The 26074-nt window shown below is 68.8% G+C and carries 21 protein-coding genes and 1 riboswitch; of the genes, 18 read left to right on the top strand and 3 right to left on the bottom strand.

What is annotated here, in order from left to right; genetic code table 11:
• Nucleotides 1–129: 129 nt before the first annotated feature.
• Entirely contained in the window at nt 130–915 is a 786-nt protein-coding gene (locus PV679_RS15155; protein WP_319680742.1) for an ABC transporter permease, read from the bottom strand.
• Between the two features lie 756 nt (nt 916–1671).
• Here PV679_RS15155 and PV679_RS15150 point away from each other — a divergent pair.
• The 5 genes from PV679_RS15150 to PV679_RS15130 all read left to right on the top strand — a co-directional run bounded on the left by PV679_RS15150 (nt 1672) and on the right by PV679_RS15130 (nt 8312).
• Complete coding sequence (locus PV679_RS15150; protein ID WP_319680741.1) at nt 1672–3021, top strand: ABC transporter substrate-binding protein; 1350 nt, start codon at nt 1672–1674, stop codon at nt 3019–3021.
• Between the two features lie 7 nt (nt 3022–3028).
• Nucleotides 3029–3985: a sugar ABC transporter permease gene (locus tag PV679_RS15145; protein WP_319680740.1), complete on the top strand. Its 957-nt coding sequence runs from the start codon at nt 3029–3031 to the stop codon at nt 3983–3985.
• Nucleotides 3986–4000: 15 nt separating this feature from the next.
• The gene (locus tag PV679_RS15140) at nt 4001–4951 is read left to right on the top strand and encodes a carbohydrate ABC transporter permease (RefSeq protein ID WP_319680739.1); all 951 of its coding nucleotides are present in this window, start codon (nt 4001–4003) and stop codon (nt 4949–4951) included.
• Nucleotides 4952–5281: 330 nt separating this feature from the next.
• The gene (locus tag PV679_RS15135) at nt 5282–6889 is read left to right on the top strand and encodes a glycoside hydrolase family 13 protein (protein WP_319680738.1); all 1608 of its coding nucleotides are present in this window, start codon (nt 5282–5284) and stop codon (nt 6887–6889) included.
• Between the two features lie 328 nt (nt 6890–7217).
• Nucleotides 7218–8312 (top strand): GTP-binding protein, encoded by a 1095-nt coding sequence (locus tag PV679_RS15130; RefSeq protein ID WP_319680737.1) that lies wholly within the window; start codon nt 7218–7220, stop codon nt 8310–8312.
• A 7-nt stretch (nt 8313–8319) separates the two neighbouring features.
• Here PV679_RS15130 and PV679_RS15125 read toward each other — a convergent pair whose 3' ends face one another.
• Entirely contained in the window at nt 8320–10770 is a 2451-nt protein-coding gene (locus tag PV679_RS15125) for a DNA topoisomerase IV subunit A (RefSeq protein ID WP_319680736.1), read from the bottom strand.
• Between the two features lie 196 nt (nt 10771–10966).
• Here PV679_RS15125 and PV679_RS15120 point away from each other — a divergent pair, with 196 nt between their 5' ends.
• The 4 genes from PV679_RS15120 (at nt 10967) to PV679_RS15105 (ending at nt 15836) form a co-directional block, all read left to right on the top strand.
• A complete protein-coding gene (locus PV679_RS15120; RefSeq protein ID WP_319680817.1) occupies nt 10967–12319 on the top strand; it encodes a pitrilysin family protein in 1353 nt (450 codons plus the stop codon).
• 17 nt (nt 12320–12336) lie between these two features.
• Nucleotides 12337–13719, top strand: a complete 1383-nt coding sequence (locus PV679_RS15115; protein WP_319680816.1) for a pitrilysin family protein — start codon at nt 12337–12339, stop codon at nt 13717–13719.
• Between the two features lie 189 nt (nt 13720–13908).
• Nucleotides 13909–14078: riboswitch (cyclic di-AMP (ydaO/yuaA leader) on the top strand.
• 13 nt (nt 14079–14091) lie between these two features.
• Nucleotides 14092–14853, top strand: a complete 762-nt coding sequence (locus PV679_RS15110) for a M23 family metallopeptidase (RefSeq protein ID WP_319680735.1) — start codon at nt 14092–14094, stop codon at nt 14851–14853.
• 293 nt (nt 14854–15146) lie between these two features.
• A complete protein-coding gene (locus tag PV679_RS15105) occupies nt 15147–15836 on the top strand; it encodes a GntR family transcriptional regulator (RefSeq protein ID WP_319680734.1) in 690 nt (229 codons plus the stop codon).
• 206 nt (nt 15837–16042) lie between these two features.
• On the opposite strand, the gene PV679_RS15100 is transcribed toward PV679_RS15105, so the two are convergent.
• Nucleotides 16043–16324: an HPr family phosphocarrier protein gene (locus PV679_RS15100; RefSeq protein WP_319680733.1), complete on the bottom strand. Its 282-nt coding sequence runs from the start codon at nt 16322–16324 to the stop codon at nt 16043–16045.
• 175 nt (nt 16325–16499) lie between these two features.
• Here PV679_RS15100 and PV679_RS15095 point away from each other — a divergent pair, with 175 nt between their 5' ends.
• The 9 genes from PV679_RS15095 (at nt 16500) to PV679_RS15055 (ending at nt 26070) form a co-directional block, all read left to right on the top strand.
• A complete protein-coding gene (locus PV679_RS15095) occupies nt 16500–19385 on the top strand; it encodes a GNAT family N-acetyltransferase (protein WP_319680732.1) in 2886 nt (961 codons plus the stop codon).
• Between the two features lie 75 nt (nt 19386–19460).
• Entirely contained in the window at nt 19461–20060 is a 600-nt protein-coding gene (locus PV679_RS15090) for a DUF5998 family protein (protein ID WP_319680731.1), read from the top strand.
• Complete coding sequence (locus PV679_RS15085; protein WP_319680730.1) at nt 20060–21256, top strand: alkaline phosphatase family protein; 1197 nt, start codon at nt 20060–20062, stop codon at nt 21254–21256. The genes PV679_RS15090 and PV679_RS15085 overlap by 1 nt, the downstream gene beginning before the upstream one ends.
• A 100-nt stretch (nt 21257–21356) precedes the next feature.
• A complete protein-coding gene (locus tag PV679_RS15080; RefSeq protein WP_319680729.1) occupies nt 21357–22007 on the top strand; it encodes a thymidine kinase in 651 nt (216 codons plus the stop codon).
• 132 nt (nt 22008–22139) lie between these two features.
• On the top strand, nt 22140–22598 hold the full coding sequence (locus tag PV679_RS15075) for a DinB family protein (RefSeq protein WP_416069728.1): 459 nt from the start codon (nt 22140–22142) through the stop codon (nt 22596–22598).
• A 995-nt stretch (nt 22599–23593) separates the two neighbouring features.
• Nucleotides 23594–24730 (top strand): ATP-binding protein, encoded by a 1137-nt coding sequence (locus PV679_RS15070; protein WP_319680727.1) that lies wholly within the window; start codon nt 23594–23596, stop codon nt 24728–24730.
• Nucleotides 24727–25134 (top strand): roadblock/LC7 domain-containing protein, encoded by a 408-nt coding sequence (locus PV679_RS15065; protein ID WP_319680726.1) that lies wholly within the window; start codon nt 24727–24729, stop codon nt 25132–25134. The genes PV679_RS15070 and PV679_RS15065 overlap by 4 nt, the downstream gene beginning before the upstream one ends.
• Nucleotides 25131–25505: a DUF742 domain-containing protein gene (locus PV679_RS15060; protein WP_319680725.1), complete on the top strand. Its 375-nt coding sequence runs from the start codon at nt 25131–25133 to the stop codon at nt 25503–25505. The genes PV679_RS15065 and PV679_RS15060 overlap by 4 nt, the downstream gene beginning before the upstream one ends.
• On the top strand, nt 25480–26070 hold the full coding sequence (locus PV679_RS15055; RefSeq protein ID WP_319680724.1) for a GTP-binding protein: 591 nt from the start codon (nt 25480–25482) through the stop codon (nt 26068–26070). The genes PV679_RS15060 and PV679_RS15055 overlap by 26 nt, the downstream gene beginning before the upstream one ends.
• Nucleotides 26071–26074 lie beyond the last annotated feature (4 nt).

Here is a 26074-nt window from a genome sequence, read left to right as displayed (position 1 = left end):
CAGCCGGACACGGGCTGTCAAACTTTTTCGAAACGCACGCGAAATATTACGGACATCTGCCCACGAGAAATGCCCGCGGGGCCCGCTTACGGGCCTCGCGGCCATCTCCAGGACCTGGAAACGGGTCCTTCAGGTGCGCAGAATGCCGTCCAGCCGGCGTGCGGCCACCGCCAGGCCGAGCGCACCGAGCGCGAGCAGATGCAGGGCCGGAAAGATCAGCCCAAGGCCGGCGGTTCCCAGGAACGGGCCGCGCAGCAGCTCGATGCTCTGGTAGAGCGGCAGGCACTCGACCACGATCCGCAACGGCCGCGGATAGACGTCCAGCGGATAGAAGGTCGTCGCGAACAGGAACATCGGCAACATCGCGAGCTGGATGAACTGGAAGTCCTGGCAGTCGCGCAGAAAGGTGACGACCGCGAGGCCGACCGAGGCGAAGGCGAAGCCGGTGAGTACGGCCGCCGGGACCAGTAGGACGGCGCGGGAGGGTGCCACGGCGCCGAAGGCCGTCGCGACCGCTGTGAAGAGGAAGGCGCTCAGCGTCAGCCGTACCAGGATGAAGAGCAGATGGCCGTGGAGGATGTCGGCGGGCCGCAGCGGAGTCGCCGCCGCGGCCCGGTAGTGGCCTCCGGGCCCGGTCGACTCGTACACCGGTCCGGCCGAGTCGACATACGCCGTCCGCATGCTCGCCGCGGCCGGCAGGCCCGGAGTCAGGAAGGCCGGATACGAGCCGTTCTCCCGCGCCAGGTGCGCCGGTACCGGTGCAGCCAGTACGAGAGCTCCCGGAGCGCCGGGCGTCGCACGCGCGGTGCGGCGCCGGTGTCCGGCCGGACGGACCGGGGAGCGGGTGTCGGAGACGGCGTAGACCTTGCGCAGGGCTCGCGCGCCGACCAGCGGATGGTCTTCGTGTGGTGGCATACCTTCTCCTCCGGGAGATCCCGGCTCGGCAACTTTTCGTGAGGATGGCGCAAAAGCCAGACATTCAATGGGCTTCTTCGCTGATTCCGGCCCGGAGTCCCGCCCGGACGGCGTCTTCGGCCACTCGCTCCGTCCGCGTACCTCTGTTGACCGTCAAGTGAGGCCCGGGAAAGAGGACTTCGGCTACGCCGGGCGGTCCACGCGGTCCAACCGGAGCTACGCCGTTCGCCGTACGGAGCGCGGCCGGTCCGAGGCGGAGCGCCCGAGGTGGAGCGGCGGTTCGGCCCGGACGGAGACGGGCCCGGCCTCCGGCTTGGATGTCGCTGGAAAGGCGCTGGCGCGGGCAAGTCGCTTGCGGCATCCGCGTAAGAATTGCGCTGCCGCTTCGCGGCGTTCGCAAGAAACCGAGAACACCCGGGTCAACGCGGCAGGGCCGAAAGTACCGTCCGCGGCGCCAGGTGTGCTGACGGCCCGCGGTGGAACCTCGTCCTCCGTGTCGTGCGCGCCGACGGCGCGTCGGCGCGGCGCACGCAGGCCGGACAGGGCATCAGGAAGCAGCGGGGCGCCCCTGTGCGGTTGGTCCGAAAGCATAGGGTACGGACGCTCCTCCGAACCCCGCTCATGCAGGTTGCTGTCAAGTATTTGCGAAATCGGAGCGACATATTGCGGACATCCGTAGTTAGTGGTTGAGTGAGCGCCGCCACACAGCGAGCAGCTGTGGGTTTCCCACGCTCCTGCCCAAGAGGGGTCCCACCGATGAGAAGCTCCGGGTTCCGCCGCACCTGTACCGCTGCCATAGCCTCCGCTCTGGCCCTGACTGGACTGGCCGCATGCGGCTCGGACAGCGAGGACACCGCGGGCGGCAAGACGCAGATCACCGTGAACTGCATGCCGCCCAAGAGTGCCAAGATCGACCGGAAGAGCTTCGAGGACGACATCAAGACGTTCGAGAAGGCGAACCCGGACATCGACGTGGTCGGCCACGACGCCTTCCCGTGCCAGGACCCCAAGACCTTCGACGCCAAGCTCGCCGGCGGCCAGATGGAGAACGTCTTCTACACGTACTTCACGGACGCCAAGCACGTCGTCGACATCAACCAGGCGGCGGACATCACGTCGTACGTGAAGGACATGGCGGGCTACGGCGACATCCAGCAGTCGCTGCGCGACGTCTACACGGTCGACGGCAAGGTCTACGGCGTCCCGCGCACCAACTACTCGATGGGCCTCCTCTACAACAAGAAGCTCTTCCAGCAGGCCGGCCTCGACCCCAACAAGCCGCCGGCCACCTGGGAAGAGGTCCGAGCGGCCGCCAAGAAGATCGCGGGTCTCGGCAAGGGCTATGTGGGATACGCCGACTACAGCGCCCAGAACCAGGGCGGCTGGCACTTCACCGCCGAGATGTACTCGCAGGGCGGCGACGTCGTCACTCCCGACGGCAAGAAGGGCGCCGTCGACAGCCCCGAGGGCAAGGCGGTCCTGCAGACCCTGAAGGACATGCGCTGGACCGACAACTCCATGGGCACCAAGCAGCTCCTCATCCTCAACGACGTCCAGCAGATGATGGGCTCCGGCAAGCTCGGCATGTACATCTCGGCCCCGGACAATGTCCCGATCCTGGTGAAGGAGAAGGGCGGCAAGTACGAGGATCTGGCGCTCGCTCCGATGCCGGGCGGCAAGGGCACGCTCGCGGGCGGCGACGGCTACATGTTCAACAAGAAGAACACTCCGGCGCAGATCAAGGCCGGTCTGAAGTGGCTCGCGTTCCAGACGAACACCCCGGGCAGCGGTCTGAACGACTGGAAGCGCGCGGCCGACCTGAAGGCTCCCGTCGGTCTTCCCGAGCCCCGTCTGTGGACCGGCGCGACCGACACCAAGGACCTGGCGCTGAAGAAGCAGTACGCCAATGTCCCGGTCGAGAACTACCAGCCCTTCCTCGACGGCAGCCAGCAGCTCACGCTCAAGCTGGAGCCGCCGAAGGCCCAGCAGATCTACTCGGTCCTCGACGGAGCGGTGTCCTCGGTCCTCACCAAGAAGGACGCCGACATCGACAATCTGCTGAAGGACGCGCAGTCCAAGATCGACGGAATTCTGGCGCGAGGCTGACGCACCGATGAAGACTGCCCAGGCCCTCCAGCGGTCCGCCGCCGTGCCGCCCTCCACAACGGGGCAGCGGCCGGCGGGCCGCGGGGCCCCCAGCCCCTTCCGCCGCAAGCTCTCCCATCAGGTGCGCGCCTATGGCTTCCTGATCGGCGGCTTGATCTGCTTCGCGCTGTTCTCCTGGTATCCGGCGATCCGCGCGGTCATCATCGCCTTCCAGAAGTTCACCCCCGGATCAGCTCCGGAATGGGTGGGGACCGCCAACTTCACTCAGGTCTTCCACGACCCGGAGTTCGGAGCGGCCTGGCGCAACACGCTCACCTTCACGGTGATCGCCCTGCTGCTCGGCTTCGCGGTGCCGTTCCTGATGGCACTCGTGCTCAATGAACTGCGCCACGCGAAGTCGTTCTTCCGCGTGGTCGTCTACCTTCCGGTGATGATCCCGCCGGTGGTCAGCGCCCTGCTCTGGAAGTGGTTCTACGATCCGGGCGCCGGCCTCGCCAACGAGGCCCTCGGCTTTCTCCACCTGCCGACGTCGAACTGGACCAACGGCGCGGACACCGCGCTGCTCTCCCTGGTCATCGTCGCCACCTGGGCGAACATGGGCGGCACGGTCCTCATCTACCTCGCCGCTCTCCAGGGAATCCCGGGAGAGCTGTACGAGGCGGCGGAGCTGGACGGCGCCAACATCTTCCAGCGCGTCCGCCATGTGACGATCCCGCAGACCCGCTTCATCATCCTGATGCTGATGCTGCTCCAGATCATCGCCACGATGCAGGTCTTCACGGAACCCTTCGTCATCACCGGCGGCGGCCCGGAGAACTCCACCGTCACGATCCTCTATCTCATCTACAAGTACGCGTTCCTCTACAACGACTTCGGCGGGGCCTGCGCCCTGAGCGTGCTGCTGCTGCTCGCGCTCAGCCTCTTCTCCGCCCTCTATCTGCGGCTCACCCGCACCGACGACTGAGAGGAGCGCAGCGCCATGACACAGATCGCGCCGCCTCCCCGGCAGGCACCCCCCGCGTCCGGTGAGCGCGCCGGCGGAAAAACGGACAGCCAGGCCGTACGCACCCTTGTCTCCCCGCTCGCGCTCGCGAGCACCCGCGGCAAGACGCTCTACTGGATCGTCTTCAGCGCTGTCGTGCTGGCTTTCGGCGTGGCCTTCCTGTTCCCCGTGTACTGGATGGCGTCCGGCGCCATGAAATCCCCGGACGAACTGGTGCAGACACCGCCGACCCTCATCCCCGAGACCTGGCACTTCAGCGCCTACACCGACGCGTGGGACCTGATGCAGCTTCCGCGGCATCTCTGGAACACGGTGGTGCAGGCCGCCGGTGCCTGGATCCTCCAGCTCGTCTTCTGCACGGCCGCGGCCTATGCCCTGTCCAAGCTGAAGCCGGCGTTCGGCAAGGTGATCCTGGGCGGCATCCTGGCCACGCTGATGGTCCCGGCCCAGGCCCTCCTCGTACCGAAGTACCTGACCATCGCCGATCTGCCGCTGATCCACACCAGCCTGCTCAATGATCCGCTGGGCATCTGGCTGCCGGCGGTCGCCAACGCCTTCAACCTCTATCTGCTCAAGCGGTTCTTCGACCAGATCCCGCGTGACGTGCTGGAGGCGGCGGAGATCGACGGCGCGGGAAAGCTCCGCACGCTCTGGTCGATCCTGCTGCCCATGTCCCGGCCGGTGCTCGGCGTTGTGTCGATCTTCGCGCTGGTCGCCGTCTGGCAGGATTTCCTCTGGCCGCTGATGGTCTTCCCGGACACCGACAAACAACCCATCAGCGTCGCGCTCGTCCAGCTCTCGCAGAACATCCCGCTCTCGGTGCTGATCGCCGCCATGGTGATCGCCAGTATCCCGATGGTCGCGATGTTCCTCGTCTTCCAGCGCCACATCATCGCCGGTATCAGCGCCGGCGGTACCAAGGGCTGACCACTTCGGATCCTGTCCGCGACCGGCCCGCATCACCTCCGATCACTCCCCACCGGACCGACCTCCCTCACCTTCAATGCCGAAGGCCCGTACGGCGAGACAGCTCTCCTCTGCCTCAAAAGCCGTCCACGCCCGCGGCGTTGACGGTGTTGCGGCACCACCGCGGCAAGGACCGAGCCGGACCCAGGCCCGGCCGACCGTCCTGCGCACCGCCGTCACCCATCCCAGTCCCCGCTGTGGGGCGGCGGTGCGCAGCTTTCGAACCACCCTCGCCTCGTCACGGAAGGCACCGCCGTGAGGGCCACCGCACCAGCCCGAAAGGAACATCGCATGGAAGGCAGCCCTCTGGAGCCCGCCGACACGAACTGGTGGCGGGACGCCGCCATCTATCAGATCTACGTACGCAGCTTCGCCGACGGTGACGGCGACGGCACCGGCGATCTCGCGGGTGTCCGGGCGAGGCTGCCGTATCTCGTGGAACTGGGCGTGGAGGCACTCTGGTTCACCCCGTGGTATCTCTCGCCCCTCGCGGACGGCGGCTACGACGTGGCGGACTACCGCACCATCGACCCGGCCTTCGGCACTCTGGCCGAGGCCGAGAAACTCATCGCCGAGGCCCGCGAGCTGGGCATCCGCACGATCATCGACGTCGTGCCCAACCATGTCTCCGACCGGCACGCCTGGTTCACGGCGGCGCTGGCCGCCGGCTCCGGCAGCCCCGAGCGCGAGCTGTTCCACTTCAGGACCGGGCGCGGCGAGAACGGCGAGATCCCTCCGAACGACTGGATCTCCGAGTTCGGCGGCACACCCTGGACCCGCCTCGACGACGGCGAGTGGTATCTGCATCTCTTCGCGCCGGAGCAGCCCGACCTCAACTGGGCCCACCCGGCGGTGCGCCAGGAGCACGAGGACGTGCTGCGCTTCTGGTTCGAGCGTGGGGTGGCCGGTGTACGGATCGACTCCGCCGCGCTGCTGGCCAAGGATCCGGCGCTGCCGGACTTCACTCCCGGCCGCGATCCGCATCCGTATGTGGACCTCGACGAGCTGCACGACGTCTACCGCTCCTGGCGTGCCATCGCCAACGAGTACGACGCCATCTTCGTCGGTGAGGTGTGGCTGCCCGATACCGAGCGATTCGTACGCTATCTGCGCCCGGACGAGCTGCACACCGCGTTCAACTTCAAGTTCCTGGCCTGCCCCTGGGACGCGGACCTGCTGCGGAGCGCGATCGACGAGACCGTGGCCGAGCACGCGCCGGTCGGCGCCCCGGCCACCTGGGTGCTCTGCAACCACGATGTGACGCGTACGGTCACCCGGTACGGGCGGGTGGAAACCGGCTTCGAATTCGCGGCGAAGGTCTTCGGCACACCGACCGACCTGGAGCTCGGCACCCGTCGCGCCCGCGCCGCCGCGCTGCTCTCGCTGGCCCTTCCCGGCGCCGTGTATCTCTACCAGGGTGAGGAGCTCGGCCTGCCGGAAGCCGACATCCCGCTCGACCGGATCCAGGACCCGATGCACTTCCGCTCCGGTGGTACGGACCCGGGCCGGGACGGCTGCCGGGTGCCGCTGCCCTGGACGGCGGACGCGCCGTACGCCGGTTTCGGCTCCGACACCGAGCCGTGGCTCCCGCAGCCGGAGTCCTGGTCCTCCTACGCCGCCGATCTGCAGTCGGGCGACCCGGACTCGATGCTCAATCTCTACCGCGAGGCGCTGCGGCTGCGGCGCACCGAGCCCGGTTTCGGAGACGGGCCGATGAGCTGGCTGGAGGCCGCTCCCGGTGTGCTGTCCTTCACCAGGACCGACGGTCTGATCTGTGTCGTCAACCTCGTCGCTGAACCGGCGGAGCTGCCCGGCCACAGTCAGCTCCTGCTCACCAGCGGTCCGCTGGACGGCGACGGACGTCTCCCGCGCGACACGGCGGCCTGGCTGCGAAGCTGACACCGAGGCCGGCGCCACCGGTCTTCCCGCGCACGTCCCGGCGCCCGCGACAGCGCTCCTGACAACGCTGTCGCGGGCGCCGAGGCGTCCGGCCGGCGGCTCCTCGGCCATCCGGCAACCCGTCCGCCCGGCGCTCCGCCCGCTCAGGGCAGGGCCCTGGGCGGGCCGAGCCGAGCGCCAATATCCTGGAGCGGGCGGAGGACTCCAAGATCATCCGCCCGGTGGCCCCGACGCGGGACCGCCCCCGCCGCAGCCGCTGCCGGCTGTCCGCGCGGGACCTGGACGGAGCGGGACCCGGACGGGCCCGACGCGGCACGGAGGCGCATCCTTGAGCAGCAAGCAGATCCCGGTGGTCGTCCTCACGGGCTTTCTGGGATCCGGCAAGACGACCCTGCTCAACCATCTGCTCCGCCGCCGCGCGGGACGAAGGATCGCGGTCGTCGTCAATGACTTCGGCGCCATCGAGATCGACGCCATGACCGTCGCCGGTCAGGTCGGTTCGACGGTCTCGCTCGGCGACGGCTGTCTGTGCTGCGCCGTCGACGCGAGCGAACTCGACGGATATCTGGAGCAGCTCTCCCGGCCCGCCGCCCGGATCGACATCATCGTCATCGAGGCGAGCGGACTGGCCGAGCCGCAGGAACTGGTCCGGATGATCCTCGCCGGAGACAATCCGCGCACCGTGTACGGCGGACTGGTCGAGGTCGTCGACGCCGCCGAGTTCGACGCCACCCGGGAGCGTCATCCCGAGATCGACCGCCATCTCGCCATCGCCGATCTCGTGGTCCTCAACAAGACCGACCGGGTGGCGGAGCCGGAGCGGCAGCGCCTCCGGTCCGTCCTCGGCGCGCTCGGGCCCGGTACGCCGGTGGTCTCGGCCGCGTACGGACGGATCGACCCGGAGCTGCTCCTCGACCCCGCCGTCCGGCCGGACGAGGAGACGAAGGCGCGTCAGCTCAGCTTCGAGGATCTGCGCGAGGACGAGCACGCGGAGCACGACGGCCATCCGCATACTGCGTACGAGAGCGTCTCGTACACCGCGCGGACACCGATGAACCCGCGGCGGCTCATGGACTTCCTCGACTCCAGGACCGAAGGGCTCTACCGGATCAAGGGATTCGTGGACTTCGGCGCGGCCGACACGGCCAACCGCTATGCCGTGCACGCGGTCGGCCGGTTTCTCCGCTTCTATCCGGAGCCCTGGCCACGCGGTGAGGAGCGCCTCACGCGGTTGGTGCTGATCGGCTCGGGCATCGACGGCGACGCCCTGCACAAGGAGCTCGAAGCGTGCCGGGAGAGCTCAGACGCGGACGGGACCCGGGAGGACGCGTCGCGGGACGCCGCCGACGAGCGGAGTATGTGGGGCGTCCTGCGCTATGTACCCGACCTGTCCGAGCCCGAGAGCCCGGACAGGTCGCTGTAGGCCCCGGTCAGAGCGCCGGGCCGGCCAGGGTCTCGATCTCCGAGGTGAAGGGCGTACCGGAGCCGTCCCGGCGCGGGTCCGGTGCCGGCAGCTCCACCGGTGTGCCGTTCTTCTGCGCCGCGTGCGCCGGGCTCGCTCCCGCCCAGGCCAGGGCCAGCTTGTCCTCGCCCTTCAGGAACCGGTGACAGCGCACTCCGCCGGTCGCCCGGCCCTTGCGCGGATACTGGTCGAACGGCGTGAGCTTGGCCGTACGCACCGAGTCGTCCAGCGTGCCGTCCGAGCCGGTGACCGTGAAGACCACTCCGTCCGCGGCCGGGTCCACCGCCGTGAAAGAGATCACCACGGCGCCCTCGGTCAGCTTGATACCCGCCATCCCGCCCGCGGGCCGGCCCTGCGGCCGTACCTGCGAGGCCTGGTAGCGCAGCAGTTGGGCGTCGGAGGTGATGAAGACGAGATCCTCCTCGCCCGTCCGCAACTCCGCGCCACCGACGATCCGGTCACCCTCCCTGAGCGTGATGACCTCCAACTCGTCCTTGTTGGCCGGATAGTCGGGCACGACCCGCTTGACGACGCCCTGGAGCGTGCCCAGCGCGAGCCCCGGTGACGATTCGTCGAGCGTGGTCAGACAGACGAGCGTCTCGTCGTCCTCCAGCGCGAGGAACTCGGAGATCGGCGCACCGCCCGACAGATTCGGTGCCGAGGCGGTGTCCGGAAGCTGCGGCAGGTCGATCACCGCGATCCGCAGCAGGCGTCCTGCGGACGTCACGGCGCCGATATCGCCGCGAGCCGTCGCCGGGACGGCCGAGACGATCACATCGTGCCTGACCCGCCGGCCGCCGCCGCCTTCCAGCGGCTCGCCGTTGGCCGTACGGGCCAGCAGGCCGGTCGAGGAGAGCAGTACCCGGCACGGATCGTCCGCCACCTCCAGCGGCACCGAGGCCACCGAAGAACCGGCGGACTCCAGCAGCACCGTGCGCCGTGGCGTGCCGAACTTCTTGGCCACCGCGGCCAGTTCGCCCGAGACCAGCTTGCGCAGCTCGTTGTCCGAGTCCAGGATGCCGGTCAGTTCGTCGATCTCGCCGTTGAGCCGGTCGCGCTCGCTCTCCAGCTCGATCCGGTCGAACCGGGTGAGCCGGCGCAGCGGAGTGTCCAGGATGTACTGCGTCTGGATGTCGCTCAGCGAGAAGTGCTCGATGAGCCGCTCCTTCGCCTGCGCGGAGTTGTCGCTCGACCGGATCAGCCGGATGACCTCGTCGATGTCGATGAGCGCGACAAGCAGCCCCTCGACGAGATGCAGCCGGTCGCGCCGCTTGGTCCGCCGGAACTCGCTGCGCCGGCGCACCACCGTGAACCGGTGGTCCAGATAGACCTCCAGCAGCTCCTTCAGCCCCAGCGTCAGCGGCTGGCCGTCCACCAGCGCCACATTGTTGATACCGAAGGACTCCTCCATCGGCGTCAGCTTGTAGAGCTGCTCCAGCACCGCCTCGGGCACGAAGCCGTTCTTGATCTCGATCACCAGACGCAGACCGTGCGCGCGGTCCGTGAGGTCCTTGACATCCGCGATGCCCTGGAGCTTCTTGGCCGAGACCAGGTCCTTGATCTTCGCGATGACCTTCTCGGGACCGACCGTGAAGGGCAGTTCCGTGATCACCAGGCCCTTGCGGCGCGCGGTGACGTCCTCGACCGTCGCGGTGGCCCGGATCTTGAAGGTGCCCCGGCCGTTCTCGTACGCGTCCTTGATCCCCGTCAGGCCGACGATCCGGCCACCGGTCGGCAGATCGGGACCCGGTACGAAACGCATCAGCGTCTCCAGGTCCGCGGCAGGGTGCCTGATCAAATGGCGTGCCGCCGCCACGACCTCGCCGAGATTGTGCGGCGGCATGTTCGTCGCCATCCCGACGGCGATTCCGGAGGCGCCGTTGACCAGCAGATTCGGATACGCGGCCGGAAGCGTGACCGGTTCTCGCTCCTGGCCGTCGTAATTCGGCTCGAAATCGACGGTGTCCTCGTCGATCGATTCCGTCATCAGTGACGTGGCGTCGGCCATCCGGCACTCTGTGTAGCGCATGGCGGCCGGCGGGTCGTCATTGCCGAGCGAGCCGAAGTTGCCGTGGCCGTCGACGAGCGGCAGCCGCATCGAGAACGGCTGCGCCATCCTGACGAGCGCGTCGTAGATCGACGAGTCTCCGTGCGGGTGAAGCTTTCCCATCACCTCGCCGACGACGCGCGCGCACTTCACATAGCCACGGTCGGGGCGCAGGCCCATCTCGTTCATCTGGTAAACGATGCGGCGGTGCACCGGTTTCATGCCGTCCCGGGCGTCCGGCAGGGCCCGGGAGTAGATCACCGAGTACGCGTACTCGAGGAAGGAGCCCTGCATTTCATCGACCACGTCGATGTCGAGGATCTTCTCCTCGAAGTCCTCCGGCGGCGGGGTCTTCGTGCTGCGGCGGGCCATCGCTGCTGCGGCTCCTTCACAGGTTCTGTACGGCAACTTCTTGAACTGACGCGGACCATTGTGGACCGCGCCTCTGACAACGCCGACCTCGACCCGTCGTTGAACGTACCGGGCACGGGAACTTCGCCAGGTGGCAGCACGCTTGCATACAGTGGCAGGACTTCTCCATATCGCGATCGAAGGGACGTACATGCCCATGGGTCACACGGCCACAGCGCAGGCCGGTTCCGGCGGCCTGACAGCGACTGAGCACCGGCTGGCCAACGGCCTGCGCGTGGTGCTCTCCGAGGACCACCTGACCCCGGTCGCCGCGGTCTGCCTCTGGTACGACGTCGGCTCACGCCACGAGGTCAAGGGTCGTACAGGACTCGCTCACCTCTTCGAGCACCTGATGTTCCAGGGCTCGGCGCAGGTGAAGGGAAACGGGCACTTCGAGCTGGTGCAGGGAGCCGGTGGTTCGCTGAACGGCACCACCAGCTTCGAGCGCACCAACTATTTCGAGACCATGCCCACCCACCAGCTTGAGCTGGCGCTCTGGCTGGAAGCCGACCGGATGGGCTCACTGCTCGCCGCGCTCGACGACGAGTCCATGGAGAACCAGCGGGACGTCGTCAAGAACGAGCGCCGCCAACGGTACGACAATGTGCCCTACGGTACGGCCTTCGAGCGGCTGACCGCGCTCGCCTACCCCGAGGGTCATCCGTATCACCACACTCCGATCGGCTCGATGGCCGACCTGGACGCCGCGACCCTGGAGGACGCCCGCGCGTTCTTCCGGACGAACTACGCGCCGAACAACGCGGTGCTCTCCGTCGTCGGCGACATCGACCCGGAGCAGACGCTCGCCTGGGTCGAGAAGTACTTCGGCTCGATCCCGGCTCACGACGGCAAGAAGCCGCCGCGCGACGGCGCCCTTCCCGAGGTCATCGGCGAGGAGCTGCGCGAGGAGATCCACGAGGAGGTCCCGGCGCGCGCGCTGATGGCCGCCTACCGGCTGCCGCACGACGGCACCCGCGAGTGCGACGCCGCCGATCTGGCGCTCGCCGTCCTCGGCGGCGGCGAGTCCTCCCGGCTGCACAACCGGCTGGTGCGCCGGGACCGGACCGCCGTCGCCGCGGGCTTCGGCCTGCTGCGCCTGGCCGGCGCGCCCTCGCTCGGCTGGCTGGACGTGAAGGCGTCCGGCGGCGTGGAGATCCCGCGGATCGAGGCCGCCGTCGACGAGGAGCTGGCCCGTCTCGCCGACGAGGGACCGACCGCGGAGGAGATGGAGCGGGCGCAGGCCCAGCTTGAGCGCGAATGGCTGGACAGGCTCGGCACGGTCGCGGGCCGCGCGGACGAACTGTGCAGGTTCGCCGTGCTGTTCGGCGACCCGCAGCTCGCACTGACCGCCGTGAACCGGGTGCTGGACATCACCGCCGACGAGGTGCGGACGGTCGCCGCGGCGCGGCTGCGCCCGGACAACAGGGCGGTGCTGGTGTACGAGCCGCTGACCGCCGCCGACGACGCCGCCGATGACGAGAACGACGAGCACGAGGGGGCGGACCAGTGAGCGACGCTGCCGTGACCATGGACTTCCATCCGCAGCCGGCCCCTGGCGAGGCCAGGCCCTGGGCCTTCCCGGCTCCCGAGCGCGGCACGCTCGACAACGGCCTGACGGTACTGCGCTGCCACCGCCCCGGCCAGCAGGTGGTGGCGGTCGAGATCAATCTGGACGCTCCGCTGGACGCCGAGCCCGAGGGGCTCGACGGCATCGCCACGATCATGGCGCGGGCGTTCTCCGAGGGCACCGACAAGCACAGCGCCGAGGAGTTCGCCGCCGAGCTGGAGCGCTGCGGCGCCACGCTCGACGCGCACGCCGACCATCCGGGCGTACGGCTCTCCCTGGAGGTCCCCGTCTCCCGGCTGCCCAAGGCGCTCAGCCTGCTGGCCGAGGCGCTGCGCGCGCCCGCCTTCGCCGACAGCGAGGTCGAGCGGCTCGTCCGCAACCGCCTGGACGAGATCCCGCACGAGACCGCCAACCCGGGCCGCCGGGCCGCCAAGCAGCTCTCCAAGGAGCTGTTCCCGGCCGCCTCGCGCATGTCCCGGCCGCGCCAGGGCACCGAGGAGACCGTGGCGGGCATCGACGCCGCGGGCGTACGGGCCTTCTACGAGGCGTATGTACGTCCCGCCACGGCCACCGCGGTGGTCGTCGGTGACCTCACCGGCGTCGATCTCGACGAGGTGCTCGCCGACACGCTCGGCTCCTGGACCGGTGACACCGCCGCTCCCCGTCCCGTGCCGCCCGTGACCGCCGACGACACGGGCCGTGTGGTCATCGTGGACCGCCCCGGCGCCGTACAGACCCAGCTCCTGATCGGCCGGATCGGCGCCGACCGGCACGACCGGGTCTGGCCGGCCCAGGTGCTGGGTACGTACTGCCTGGGCGGCACCCTCACCTCCCGGCTCGACCGGGTGCTGCGCGAGGAGAAGGGCTACACCTACGGCGTGCGGGCCTTCGGGCAGGTGCTGCGCTCCTCGGCGCCCTCCGAGCCGGGCGGGCCGACGGGCGCCGCGATGCTCGCCATCAGCGGCTCCGTGGACACCGCGTCCACGGGTCCGGCGCTGGAGGACCTCTGGCAGGTGCTGCGCACCCTCGCGGCCGAAGGTCTCACCGACGCCGAGCGCGATGTGGCCGTCCAGAATCTGGTCGGGGTCGCACCGCTCAAGTACGAGACGGCGGCCACCGTCGCCGGCACGCTGGCCGACCAGGTCGAGCAGCATCTCCCGGACGACTTCCAGGCGCAGCTCTACGCGCGGCTCGCGGAGACCGGCACCGTCGAGGCGACCGCCGCCGTGGTCAGCGCCTTCCCGGTGGACCGGCTCGTCACCGTGCTCGTCGGTGACGCCGCTCAGATCAAGGAGCCGGTCGCGGCTCTGGGAATCGGTGAGGTGACGGTGGTCACCGGCTGATCCGGCCAGTGAGAGGGACCCCGGCGAACCAGTTCGCCGGGGTTTGTCTTTATGTCCTCTTTGTTGGAGAGACGGCCTGTCTGCCCTGTGGTGTGCGCTACAAATGGGCCGCTCTGTTTGGTATTTGAAAGATGACCCGCTTAGCGTCGGTCCGGCTGTTCGCCAGTTGCCCGCCGCGACCGCGGCGCCGGACAGCCATCGCCGAGTCCCCGTCAGGCGCGAGCCTGGGGAGCCGGGGACCCACACGCAGTCCCCGGGGTGAATCGGACGCCTTCGCACCAACCCGTGCGGAGGGGTCCGTAGGAGACCTTCCTGCTCCGAACCCGTCAGCTAACCCGGTAGGCGAGAAGGAAGGAAAGGACCAGCCTCTTCATGGCGTTCACCCGTGCCACCGGGAAGCATCGTGCCCGCAACCGCAGGATCCGCAGGGGCGTGAGCATCGCCGGTGTCGCGACGCTCACCGCCGGCGGCGCCATCGGTACCCTCGCTTCTCCGGCGCTCGCCGCCGACACGGACGCTCCGTCAGCCCGGCTGACCGGCCTGGCCCAGGCCATCGCCATCGACCACTCCCTGGCCGGCGCGATCGACGACCAGGCCGAGGCCCAGCGCGCCGCCGCCGAGCGGGCCGCGGCGATGGCCAGGGCGGAGCGCATGGCCGAGGCCCGCGCCAAGGAGGTCCGTGCCGCCGAGGAGCGCGCCGCCCGCGCGGCCGAGCGCAAGCGGCTGAACGCCTTCCGGCTTCCCGTCGCCGGTTCGTATGTCACCACCGGGTACCGGTCCGGTGGCTCTCTCTGGTCCTCCGGAAGCCACTCGGGTGTCGACTTCCGCGCCGCGTCCGGCACGCCGGTCGTCGCCGTGGGCGCGGGCACCGTCGTCGAGGCCGGCTGGGCCGGCTCGTACGGCTACAACGTCGTCCTCCGGATGAACGACGGCACATATACGCAGTACGGCCATCTCTCGTCGATCGGCGTCTCGGCCGGTCGGAGTGTCACCGCGGGCCTGCGGATCGGGCTCTCCGGTGCGACCGGCAACGCGACAGGTCCGCACCTCCACTTCGAGGCCCGGACCGGCCCGGACTACGGCTCCGACATCGATCCCGTCGCCTATCTGCGCACGCACGGTGTGAACGTCTGACTGACAGGACCGACAGGACCGACAGGACTGACAGGACCGACAGGACCGACAGGACCGACAGGATGGGCAGCTTCCGGCTGTTCCGGCTGTTCCGGTTCATTCCGGCCGTTTTGAGTTGTCCGACCGTTTCCGAAGGCCCCGGTTCCGTGCCGGGGCCTTCCGCGTCCGCCGTACTGGCCAAAAGATATCCATCGATTCCGGGCACCCATCGGAATTTCTCGTTGATTGCAATAGAGTCACGGAACAGGAGTCAATCGGCAGCGTTTCGCGCGGATTAAAACGGAGGTTCGGACATGCGCATTCCCGCGCACTCGGTATGCACAGCGATCCGTGACGACATCATCTCCGGTGTATTCGAGCGCGGCGCCAGACTGACCGAGGAGCAGCTCGCGCGGCGCTACGGCGTCTCCCGCGTCCCGGTGCGCGAGGCCCTGCGCACCCTGGAATCCGAGGGTTTCGTGACCACGCGCCGCCATGTCGGCGCGTGCGTGGCCGAGCCCACGGAGCAGGAGGCGGCTGACCTTCTGGAAGTGCGGCTCCTGCTGGAGCCGCTGGGAGCGGCGCGCGCGGCCCAGCGCCGTACGGAAGCCCATCTCAAGGTGTTGCGCGGCCTGGTCAGGCTGGGCCAGGAGCGGGCCCGCCGCGGTCAGGGCGAGGATCTGCGCTCGCTCGGCGCCTGGTTCCACGAGACGCTCGCCCAGGCGTCCGGAAGCCCCGCGCTCACCGCGCTGCTCACCCAGCTCAGACACAAGATCGCCTGGATGTACATCGTCGAGCAGCCCGCTCATCCCGTGGAGTCCTGGGCGGAGCACGGCGCGATCGTGGACGCGGTGGCGCGCGGTGACGCGGAGCGCGCACGGACGCTGACGGCGCTGCACGCGGAGCGCACGGCGGTGGTGCACCGGCTGCGGCGGCCGGATCGCGGCCGGGAAAAGGTGAGGGCTTCGCAACATGCCGTAAACATCGCGAGTGCCCGCAATTAACAATCGCGCCGTATACAAAGAGAAGAAATACGTGGGCCGTATTCTTTGCTGCCCGTACAAAAACTACGGAGCCGCGGTGCGCTGAATTCCGCGCACCGCGGCTCCGTCATGAAAAAGTCCCGTACGGCCCTGTCTGTACGGGACATTTTCGTCCGACATTTTACCGTCGAGACGTTTACCGCCGAGACATCACCGGTCGGCCGACGTCAGACGGTCTCGGGAAGCTCGTCGAGACCTTCGGCGACCAGCTTCGCCAGCCGGTCCAGAGCGGCGTCGGCGCCGTCCGCCTCGGAAGCCAGCACGATCTCCTCGCCGCCCTGCGCGCCCAGGCCGAGCACCGCGAGCATGGAGGCCGCGTTGACGGGGTTGCCGTCGGCCTTCGCGATCGTCACGGGGACGCCGGTGGCCGTGGCGGCGCGGACGAAGATGGAGGCGGGGCGGGCGTGCAGGCCCTCGGTCCAGCCGACGTTGACGCGGCGCTCAGCCATGGTGTTGCCCTTCAAGTCTCATGATGTTGTCTAGACCAGTCTCTCATGTTCCGCGGAATACCTTCCGGTCGGCCCCGGACTCGGGACCGCCCCCGGGCGGGCCACACCAGAGTGCCCCAGAGTGGCCTGGCGCATCCACCGCCCGGGCCCGGGCGGGCACCGTAGGCTCTGGGACATGGAGACGCCGCCGGACCACGCGTACCCCGGACACTGGGAGGCGGACGTGGTGCTGCGCGACGGAGCCACCGCCCGGATCCGGCCCATCACCACCGAGGACGCCGAGCGGCTGGTCAGCTTCTACGAACAGGTCTCCGACGAGTCGAAGTACTACCGCTTCTTCGCTCCCTATCCACGGCTCTCCGACCGGGATGTACACCGCTTCACCCACCACGACTACGTGGACCGGGTGGGACTCGCGGTGACGGTGGGCGGCGAGTTTATCGCCACCGTGCGATACGACCGGATCGACGGTCTGGGGCGCCCCGCCTCGGCCCCGGCGGACGAGGCCGAGGTCGCCTTTCTCGTCCAGGACGCGCACCAGGGCCGCGGTGTCGCCTCCGCGCTGCTCGAACACATCGCGGCTGTCGCCCGCGAGCGGGGCATCCGGCGCTTCGCCGCCGAGGTGCTGCCGGCGAACAACAAGATGATCAAGGTGTTCCGGGACGCCGGATACACCCAGAGACGCAGCTTCGAGGACGGTTCCGTACACCTCAGCCTCGACCTCGAACCGACTGTCGAGTCCCTCGCCGTGCAGCGCGCCCGCGAGCAGCGTGCCGAGGCACGCTCCGTGCAGCGCCTCCTCACGCCGCGCTCGGTCGCCGTCGTCGGCACCGGCCGCGCGCCCGGCGGCGTCGGCCGCACCGTGCTGCGCAACCTGCTCGACGGAGGCTTCACCGGCCGCGTCTACGCGGTCAACCACGCCTTCGCACCGGACCTGGACGAGACCGACGGCGTGCCCGCACTCCGCTCCGTCGCGGAGACCGGCGAGCCCGTCGACCTCGCGGTACTGGCCGTGCCGGCCGAGCGCGTGCCGGAAGCGGTCGCGGACTGCGGTGCGCACGGCGTCCAGGGCCTGGTCGTCCTCTCCGCCGGCTACGCGGAGAGCGGCGCGGAAGGAAGGGAGCGCCAGCGCCAACTGGTGCGCCAGGCACGTTCGTACGGGATGCGCATCATCGGCCCCAACGCCTTCGGGATCATCAACACGGCCGAGGCGGTCCGGCTGAACGCGTCCCTCGCGCCGGAGCCGCCCGACCGGGGACGGATCGGTCTCTTCACCCAGTCCGGCGCGATCGGCATCGCTCTGCTCTCGGGGCTCTACCGGCGCGGCGCGGGCCTGTCCTCCTTCATCTCCGCCGGCAACCGCGCGGACGTCTCCGGCAATGACTTCCTGCAGTACTGCTACGAGGACCCGGACACCGACGTCGTCCTGCTCTATCTGGAATCGATCGGCAATCCACGGAAGTTCACCAGGCTCGCCCGGCGCACCGCGGCGGTGAAGCCGGTCGTGGTCGTCAAGGGAGCGCGCCACAGCGGCAGCGCACCGCCGGGACACGCGGTCCCGGTGACACGGATCCCGGACGCCACGGTCTCCGCGCTGATGAGCCAGGCCGGAGTGATACGCGTCGACACGGTCACGGAACTGGTCGACGCGGGCCTGCTGCTCGCCTCCCAGCCCCTCCCGTCCGGCCCTCGGGTGGCGATCCTCGGCAACTCCGAGTCCCTCGGCCTGCTCACCTACGACGCCTGCCTGACGGAAGGGCTCCAGCCGCTCCCGCCGCGCGATCTGACGACCGCCGCGACCCCGGCGGACTTCCGTGACGCACTGGTGACGGCCCTCGCCGACCCGGCGTGCGACGCGGTCGTGGTGACGGCGATTCCCGGCGTCGGTGAGACCGGCACGATGGACCCTTCCGACGGCGGAGCTCTGGGCAGGGCCCTGCGCGCGGCGGCGGCGGGCGGCCCGGCCAAGCCGGTGGCGGTGGTCCATGTCGAGATCGTCGGCCTGGCGGAGGCGCTGTCGGCGGTCACCGGCGGCGCGCCCGGCCCGGCGGTCCGCTCCACGGAACCGGACGGCCGGGCCGCCGACGCCACCGGTACGGCGCGGCCGCCGGCCGGCGCCGTGACCTCCGCGACCGCCGCCGCCGGACCGGAGCCCGCCGGGCCGGAGCCCGCCGGGCCGCGTCCCGGCACCGCGCGGATCCCCGCGTATCCCGCCGCCGAGCGGGCCGTCCGCGCGCTGTCCGAGGCCGTCACCTACGCCCAGTGGCGGCGACAGGCCGCCGAGCCGGGAAAGGTCCCCGAGTACGACGACATAGACGAGGGCGGCGCCGCCGCGTCGATCGGAAGACTCCTCGGCGGCTCGACCGACCCCGGCGGCGTGTCCCTCGCGCCTGCCGACGCCCGGCAACTCCTCGCCAGGTACGGCATCTCCGTGCGGCCGGCCCTGCCCGCGTCCGGTCCCGACGAAGCCGCCGACGCGGCCGCCCGGCTCGGCTATCCCGTCGCGCTCAAGACAACCGCGCCGCGACTGCGCCACCGCGCCGACCTCGGAGGCGTACGGCTGGATCTCGCCGACGAGGCACAACTGCGCCTCGCGTACCGCGAGCTGACCGAGACATTCGGAGGGCCCGCCGAGCTTCAGCCCGTCGTCCAGGCCATGGCGCCTCGCGGCGTCGACACCGTCGTCCGGGCCGCGATCGACGCCGCCGCCGGTGCCGTCCTCTCCTTCGGACTCGCGGGCGCCGCCTCCGAGCTGCTCGGCGACCTCGCCCACCGGCTGGTTCCGGCCACCGACCGCGACGCCGCCGAGCTGATCCGGTCCATCAGGACGGCCCCGCTGCTGTTCGGCTGGCGCGGCTCCGAACCCGTCGACACCGCCGCACTGGAGGAGCTGCTCCTGCGGGTGTCCCGGCTGGTCCACGCCCACCCGGAGATCGTCTCCGTCAGCCTGGAACCGGTGGTCGTCGCCACACACGGACTCTCCGTCCTCGGCGCCGGCGTCCGGCTCGCGCCGAGGCCCGCCCGCGACGACCTCGGTCCGCGCCGCCTCCCGAGCTACTGAGCGGCGGCGCGGGGCTGTGGTGAGCGCCTCGCGGAGCGTCTCCGGCAGCCATCCGGCCACCGTAGGATGGAGCCCATGGCGAAGACCGGTACGACGACCCAGGGGCTGCGCACGGCGATCGAGCGCAGCGGCTACTACCCGGCTCTCGTGGCCGAAGCGGTGGAGGCCGCTGTCGGTGGCGAGCAGATCGCGTCGTACCTGGTGCACCAGGAGACCACGTTCGACGCCAACGAGGTGCGCAGGCATGTCACCGTCCTCGTGCTGACGGTCCACCGTTTCATCGTCAGCCACACCGACGAGCAGGCCGCCGACTCCAGCTCCCCGACTCCGTACGCCACCACCTCAACCGAGTCGGTCAAGCTCGACCGGATCTCGTCCGTCGTGGTCAGCCGCGTCGTCGCCAACCCGGAGTCCTACACACCCGGCACCCTGCCCCGCGAAGTCGTCCTCACCATCGGCTGGGGCGCCGTCTCCCGGATCGATCTGGAGCCCGCCGCCTGCGGCGATCCGAACTGCGAGGCGGACCACGGCTACACCGGCAGCTCCACCGCCGACGACCTGAGCCTGCGGGTCAGCGAGGCCGGCGACGGCCCCGACGCGGTCCGGCAGACGCTGGCGTTCGCCCAGTCCCTCTCCGAAGCGACCGCGGCGGCCACCGCGGCGACCGGCCGCTGATGACCGCCCAGCCCCTCTGGCCGGATCCCGTCCCTCTCGATCCCGGCGCCGCGCCGCTTCCCGAGTACGGCAGCGGCTCGCTCGCCGACCTGCTGCCCACGCTCGCGGCCGGCCAAGGCGTACCGGACCTGACCGCCGCCATCCCCGAGCTGACTCCCGCCGACCGGAACTGCGTCTTCCTGATCGACGGCCTCGGCTGGGAGCAGATCAAGGCGCACCCGGCCGAAGCGCCCTATCTGACCTCGCTGCTCGGCACCTCGCGCGGCTCCACCGGCCGGCCCATCACCGCGGGCTTCCCGGCCACCACCGCGACTTCGCTCGCCTCCGTGGGTACGGGCCTGCCGCCCGCCGCACACGGCCTGCCCGGTTACACCGTCCGCGATCCCGCGACAGGCGCGCTGATGAACCAGCTCCGCTGGAAGCCGTGGACCGCGCCGCATGTCTGGCAGCCGTATCCCACCGTCTTCCAGCTCGCCGACGCGGCGGGCGTCCACACCGCCCAGGTGTCCTCGCCGACCTTCGAGCACACGCCGCTCACCAAGGTCGCGCTCAGCGGCGGCACCTTCCTCGGAAGGCTCTCCGGCGAGGAGCGGATGGACCTGGCCGCCGAGCAACTCGCCGCGGGAGACCGCTCGCTGGTCTACACGTACTACAGCGAGGTCGACGGCAAGGGCCATCGCTTCGGTGTGGACTCCGACGCCTGGCGCGGCCAGCTCATGTATGTCGACCGGCTCGTCCAGCGGCTCGCCGAGCAACTGCCGCGCCGCGCCGCGCTTTATGTGACCGCCGACCACGGCATGATCGACATCCCTTTCGACGAGCGGTCGCGCATCGACTTCGACGAGGACTGGGAGCTGCGCGCCGGGGTCGCCCTGCTGGGCGGCGAGGGCCGGGCCCGCCATGTCTACGCGGTGCCGGGCGCCGAGGCCGATGTGCTCACCGTCTGGCGCGAGGTGCTGGGCGAGCAGTTCTGGGTGGCGAGCCGGGACGAGGCGATCGCGGCGGGCTGGTTCGGCCCGCCGGGCGCGATGGACGAGCGGGTGTACGGACGGATCGGCGATGTCGTCGCCGCGGCCCACGACGATGTGGTCGTCACCGCCTCGGTCCAGGAACCGCACGAGTCCGCGATGGTCGGGATGCACGGCTCGATGACCTCCGTCGAGCAGCTCGTCCCGCTCCTCGAAGTACGCTCGTAGCCGCCCGAGCGACCACCGACCTCCGTACACGCGCGTGAGACACCTGTGCGCGTGGAGATCCGACCGCGCAGCCGTTTAACCGAAAGGCCGTCACTCCGTCATGCCAGAGCTGGTGTTTTTCTCCGGCACCATGGACTGCGGGAAGAGTACTTTGGCGCTCCAGATCGGACACAACCGTTCGGCCCGCGGGCTCCAAGGCGTGATCTTCACCCGCGACGACCGGGCGGGCGAAGGCAAGCTCTCCTCCCGCCTGGGCCTGGTCACCGAGGCGGTTGAGGCCACCGAGGGCATGGACCTGTACGCCTACCTCGTGGACCAGCTCTCCAAGGGCGGCAAGGCCGACTATGTGATCGTGGACGAGGCGCAGTTCCTCGCCCCGAAGCAGATCGACCAGCTCGCCCGGGTCGTGGACGACCTCGGGCTGGACGTTTTCGCCTTCGGGATCACCACCGACTTCCGCACCAAGCTGTTCCCGGGCTCGCAGCGGCTGATCGAGCTGGCCGACCGGATCGAGCAGCTCCAGGTCGAGGCCCTGTGCTGGTGCGGGGCCCGCGCCACCCACAACGCCCGTACGGTGGACGGCGAGATGGTCGTCGAGGGCGCTCAGGTCGTCGTCGGCGACGTCAACCGGCCGGCCGAAGAGATCGGCTACGAGGTCCTCTGCCGTCGCCACCACCGCCGCCACATGACGTCGGCCTCGGCCCACGCGAGCGCTCTCTCCCCGGACGTCCTGCCGGTCAACCACGCCTGACCGTTCTCCTCCGGATGATTGATTCCAAGGGGCAGCGGCGGTCGCGGCCCTGAACACCGGCACGGATGAGGAGCACGGTCAGTGACCAACGGAAATCGCATAGGACCGCCCAGCTTTGGCAGCGAACGCGACATGTTGCGGGCCTTCCTCGACTACCACCGGGCGACCCTCGCCATGAAGTGCGAAGGGCTCACCGACGAGGAGCTGCGGCAGCGGTCGATGCCGCCGTCGACGCTTTCGCTGCTCGGCCTGGTGCGGCACATGGCGGAGGTGGAGCGTGCCTGGTTCCGTCGAGCGTTCGAGGACAACGACGCGCCCATGGTCTGGTCCGACAAGATCGACTTTCAGGCCGCGTATGACGCGAGCGCGTCGACGAGGGACGAGGCGTTCACGGTCTGGGAGGCCGAGGTGAGGAACTCGCGCCGCATCGAACAGGAGGCTCACTCCCTGGACCTGGCTGGGTATCAGCCGAGATGGGGCGAGGAGGTATCGCTGCGGATGGTGATGGTGCACGTGCTTCTGGAGTACGGCCGCCACAACGGGCACGCGGACTTTCTGCGTGAGGGTATCGACGGGACCGTGGGCGCCTGAGTCCGTGGGAGGGCCTCGATCGTCTCCACATGCTGATCGCTTCCGGAGAATCACCTGCGCGTCTGGAAGAAGGGAGTCCGACATCGGTGTGACGGCAGAGCCGGACTTCCTCGCAACCGCTCTTGCGGTGCTCTCTCGAAGGGCTGTGCCGTAATCCCCGACAGACGCTGACCGGCGACAGGAACTACGTCGGAAATCCTTTTATCGGCGTCCTGCACACGGCAACGTGTGCCTATTCTCAATGCCGGAGAACAGAGAATGTTCATTCGTCCGGACAGGGCTCGTAAGGGCACTTGGAAGCGGCGCGACGAGGTGTTTCAACCGCCGATCCGGGCGGACCTATGAACGGATGGGAAAGATTCCGTGAAGGGCTTACGGGGCCGCTGATCCGTCGGGCAGCCGGCCTCGCTCGGGCGCCGGGCGAGGCCCCAGTCATTCCCTCCGCCGCCGACGTGCCCGGCCTTGACCGGGTCGCTGGTCAGATCCTCAACCGAAGCCGTCCGGCGGCGCGGGAGCGCCTCGTGGCATCCGCGAACGAACCATCGGGAGAGGCGCGGACGGCCGAGTCCGCACGCTTCGTGGTGCACCTTCGTCGCGCGAATGCACGTCGGGTCGCCATGCAAAACGGGTGGTTCGGCTGGAAAGGGGTAAGTGTTCTGAGGGCACCCTCGGGGGCGGCTAATTGGCGCCAATGATCTTAAAACGGAAATCCTGCTGAAAACCCGTCAGATGCCAGAAATGGAACAGGTCGGCCGGGCTGTCGGATCATGGCGTGGTGATAGACTTGCTAAGTAGTGCCAAACTCGCTATAGCGTTGTGAATTCAACGCATCGGCTCAGAAAGTCAGTTATCCCTGGGAGAACTGTGCCATTAGTCCGGCCTTCAATGCGGGCGGGCGTGCGCGGCCCATCCCGTATGTCCATGACCGTGTGCTCATTCCAACGCACACTCTAGGCATTCAGTGCCCGGTCGTACACTCGTCCGAAGAGAGTCCTGTGACGCAATACTTTCAGGATCCAGCGTTTTGGGGTTTGATCGCTGGTACTCCTATCGCCGCAACCGCGATTGTCCGCGGTAGAAAATCGATCACCGCGCTGCGGAAGGAGAAGGAGGAGCTCAAGTCTCACTACGCCAGACTGGAAGACCATTACACCGAGGCCGTGGAAGAGGCCAAGGACGCAGCCGAAGAGGCCACGAAAAATGCGCTGAAGGCCGCTATGCGGACTCTTCAGGGTCTCGCGAGTGAGCAGCAGCTCGCCATCACCAAAATCCAGGACAAATATGGAGAGCTCCAGATTCTCCAGGACCTCCTGGACATTGACCACATGAATTCGCAGTTCGCGCGGCGCGCCCAGTCCATCGCCGTGCTCTGCGACGGCTGGCTCGGCCGGCAGCGCGCCGCGGCCTCTCTTTACGATGTGGTCCGCAGCGCCAAGGGCCGTATCCGCCACTTCACGCGTGTCGAAATCCGCGCCCAGAGCAACGTCGCGATCGTCAGCCGCGCCGTCGAACCGGTCGCGCTCACGCTCGCCGAACTGCTGGACAACGCCACCAGTTACTCGGCGCCGGAAACAATCATCGAGATCAATATCCGGCCCGTGCCCAAGGGCGTCTGCATCATCGTCGACGACGCCGGTGTGGGCATGAACGAAGAAGAGAAGAGCAGGGCGGCGAAGCTCCTTTCGAGTGAGCGCTCACCCGGTGTCTCCGGTCTCGGTAACCCGCCGCAGTTCGGCTTCACCGTGATCGGTGTGCTCGCCGCCCGCTACGGCTTCACCGTCTCGGTGGATTCCACTTCTCCCTACGGTGGCGTGCGCGCGGTCGTGCTTCTTCCCGAGGAACTCCTCACAGCCATGCCCGAGCCGGGGCCCGAGCCCGAGGAGAGTTCCGCCGTGGCCGCGTCCTCCCCGATGCCGCCGGAAGAGAACGCGGTACCCCCCACAACCACGTTCGGCGGTCTGCCGAAACGCCGACGGCGCGGTGCGATATCCATCGTGCCGGCAGCCGAGAACGCGGACACCCCGGCCCGGAGCAGCGAACAAGCCGCCTCCGTCATGGGCGCGTTCCAGCGGGGGACGCAGTCGGGCCGTCGTTCCACCAACACAAGCAGTGAAGGGCATGAGGCTCAGTGAATTACGATCTCTCGTGGATGCTTGACAGTGCTCTGGAAGTGCCCGAAGCACGCCACGCGATTCTCGTTTCCGCCGACGGTCTGTTGATGGCGCGCTCGAAGGATGTCGGCAAGGACCACGCCGACACCGTCGCCGCCGCGATGAGCGGCATGCAGTCGCTCAGCCGTACGGTCGCCGACTTCTGCGGCGGGCCCGACCAGCGCCCCCAGTGGCGTCAGACCCTGGTCGAGTTCGACCACGGCTGGGTCTTCCTCATATCCGCGGGTGAGGGTGCCTACCTCGCTGTCTCCGCCTCACCCGAGGTCGACATGGCGGAGATCACCTTCCGTATGCAGCAGCTCGTCGGACAGCTCGGGAAGGCGTTGACGAGCCCGCCCCGTGAGAATTCCGAGGCGAGGGCATGACCACGCCGGACGAGCCCGAGGTAGAGGCCACGCCCTTAGTGCGACCGTATGTGATCGCCAACGGTCGCGAACTGATCGACGACAACGATTTCTCGTTGATCACCCTGGTCACGGTCTCGGAGGACGTTCCGCACAACGGTCTGCTGGATCCTGAGAAGCGTCGGCTGATGGAGCTGTGCTCCGGAGGTTTTCTGTCGGTCGCCGAAATAGCCGGGCATATCCAGCTCCCCGTCGGCATCGTCAAGATTCTCCTGCACGATCTCACGGCGGAGGGCTATCTCTACACGCGTGCCCCCATCCCGCCCGCAAAAAGAGTCAACAGGCAAATTCTTGAGGAGGTGCTGAATGGGCTCCAAGCTCGCTTTGGATGACGGCGTCTACCTGCGCGATTCGGTGCAGACGGCGGCCAAGATCCTTGTGGTCGGGCATTTCGCCGTTGGCAAGACCACTTTCATCGGGACCATGTCCGAGATTCCCCCGCTGCGTACCGAAGAGGTCATGACGCGGGCCGGCGAGGAAGTCGACGATCTCAAGGGCACCTCCAGCAAGACCACGACGACGGTCGCCATGGACTTCGGCCGTCTCACACTCAGCGAGAAGCTGGTCCTCTATCTCTTCGGAACACCCGGACAGCAGCGCTTCGTGCAGGTGTGGGAGGACATGTCACGCGGCGCGCTCGGCGCGCTGGTCCTGGTCGACCCGGAGCGCCTCGAAGAGTCCTTCCCGGTGATGGACCTGGTCGAGCACTACGGAATCCCGTATGCCATAGCGGTGAACAGATTCGTCGGGAGACCGGATCACTCCGACGACGAGATCAGAGAGGCGCTCGATCTCCTTCCCGAGACACCTCTCGTCAACTGTGACGCCCGTGACCAGCGTTCGTCCGCGAACGCCCTCATCGCTCTCGTTCGTTACCTCCAGTCACGCCTCAACTAGGAGT

The sequence above is a fragment of the Streptomyces sp. AK02-01A genome (assembly GCF_033795305.1).
In the GTDB taxonomy this organism is placed as follows: Bacteria; Actinomycetota; Actinomycetes; order Streptomycetales; family Streptomycetaceae; genus Streptomyces.
The sequence above is the reverse complement of the archived record's forward strand: the minus strand, read 5'-3'. Positions and strand labels throughout refer to the sequence as shown.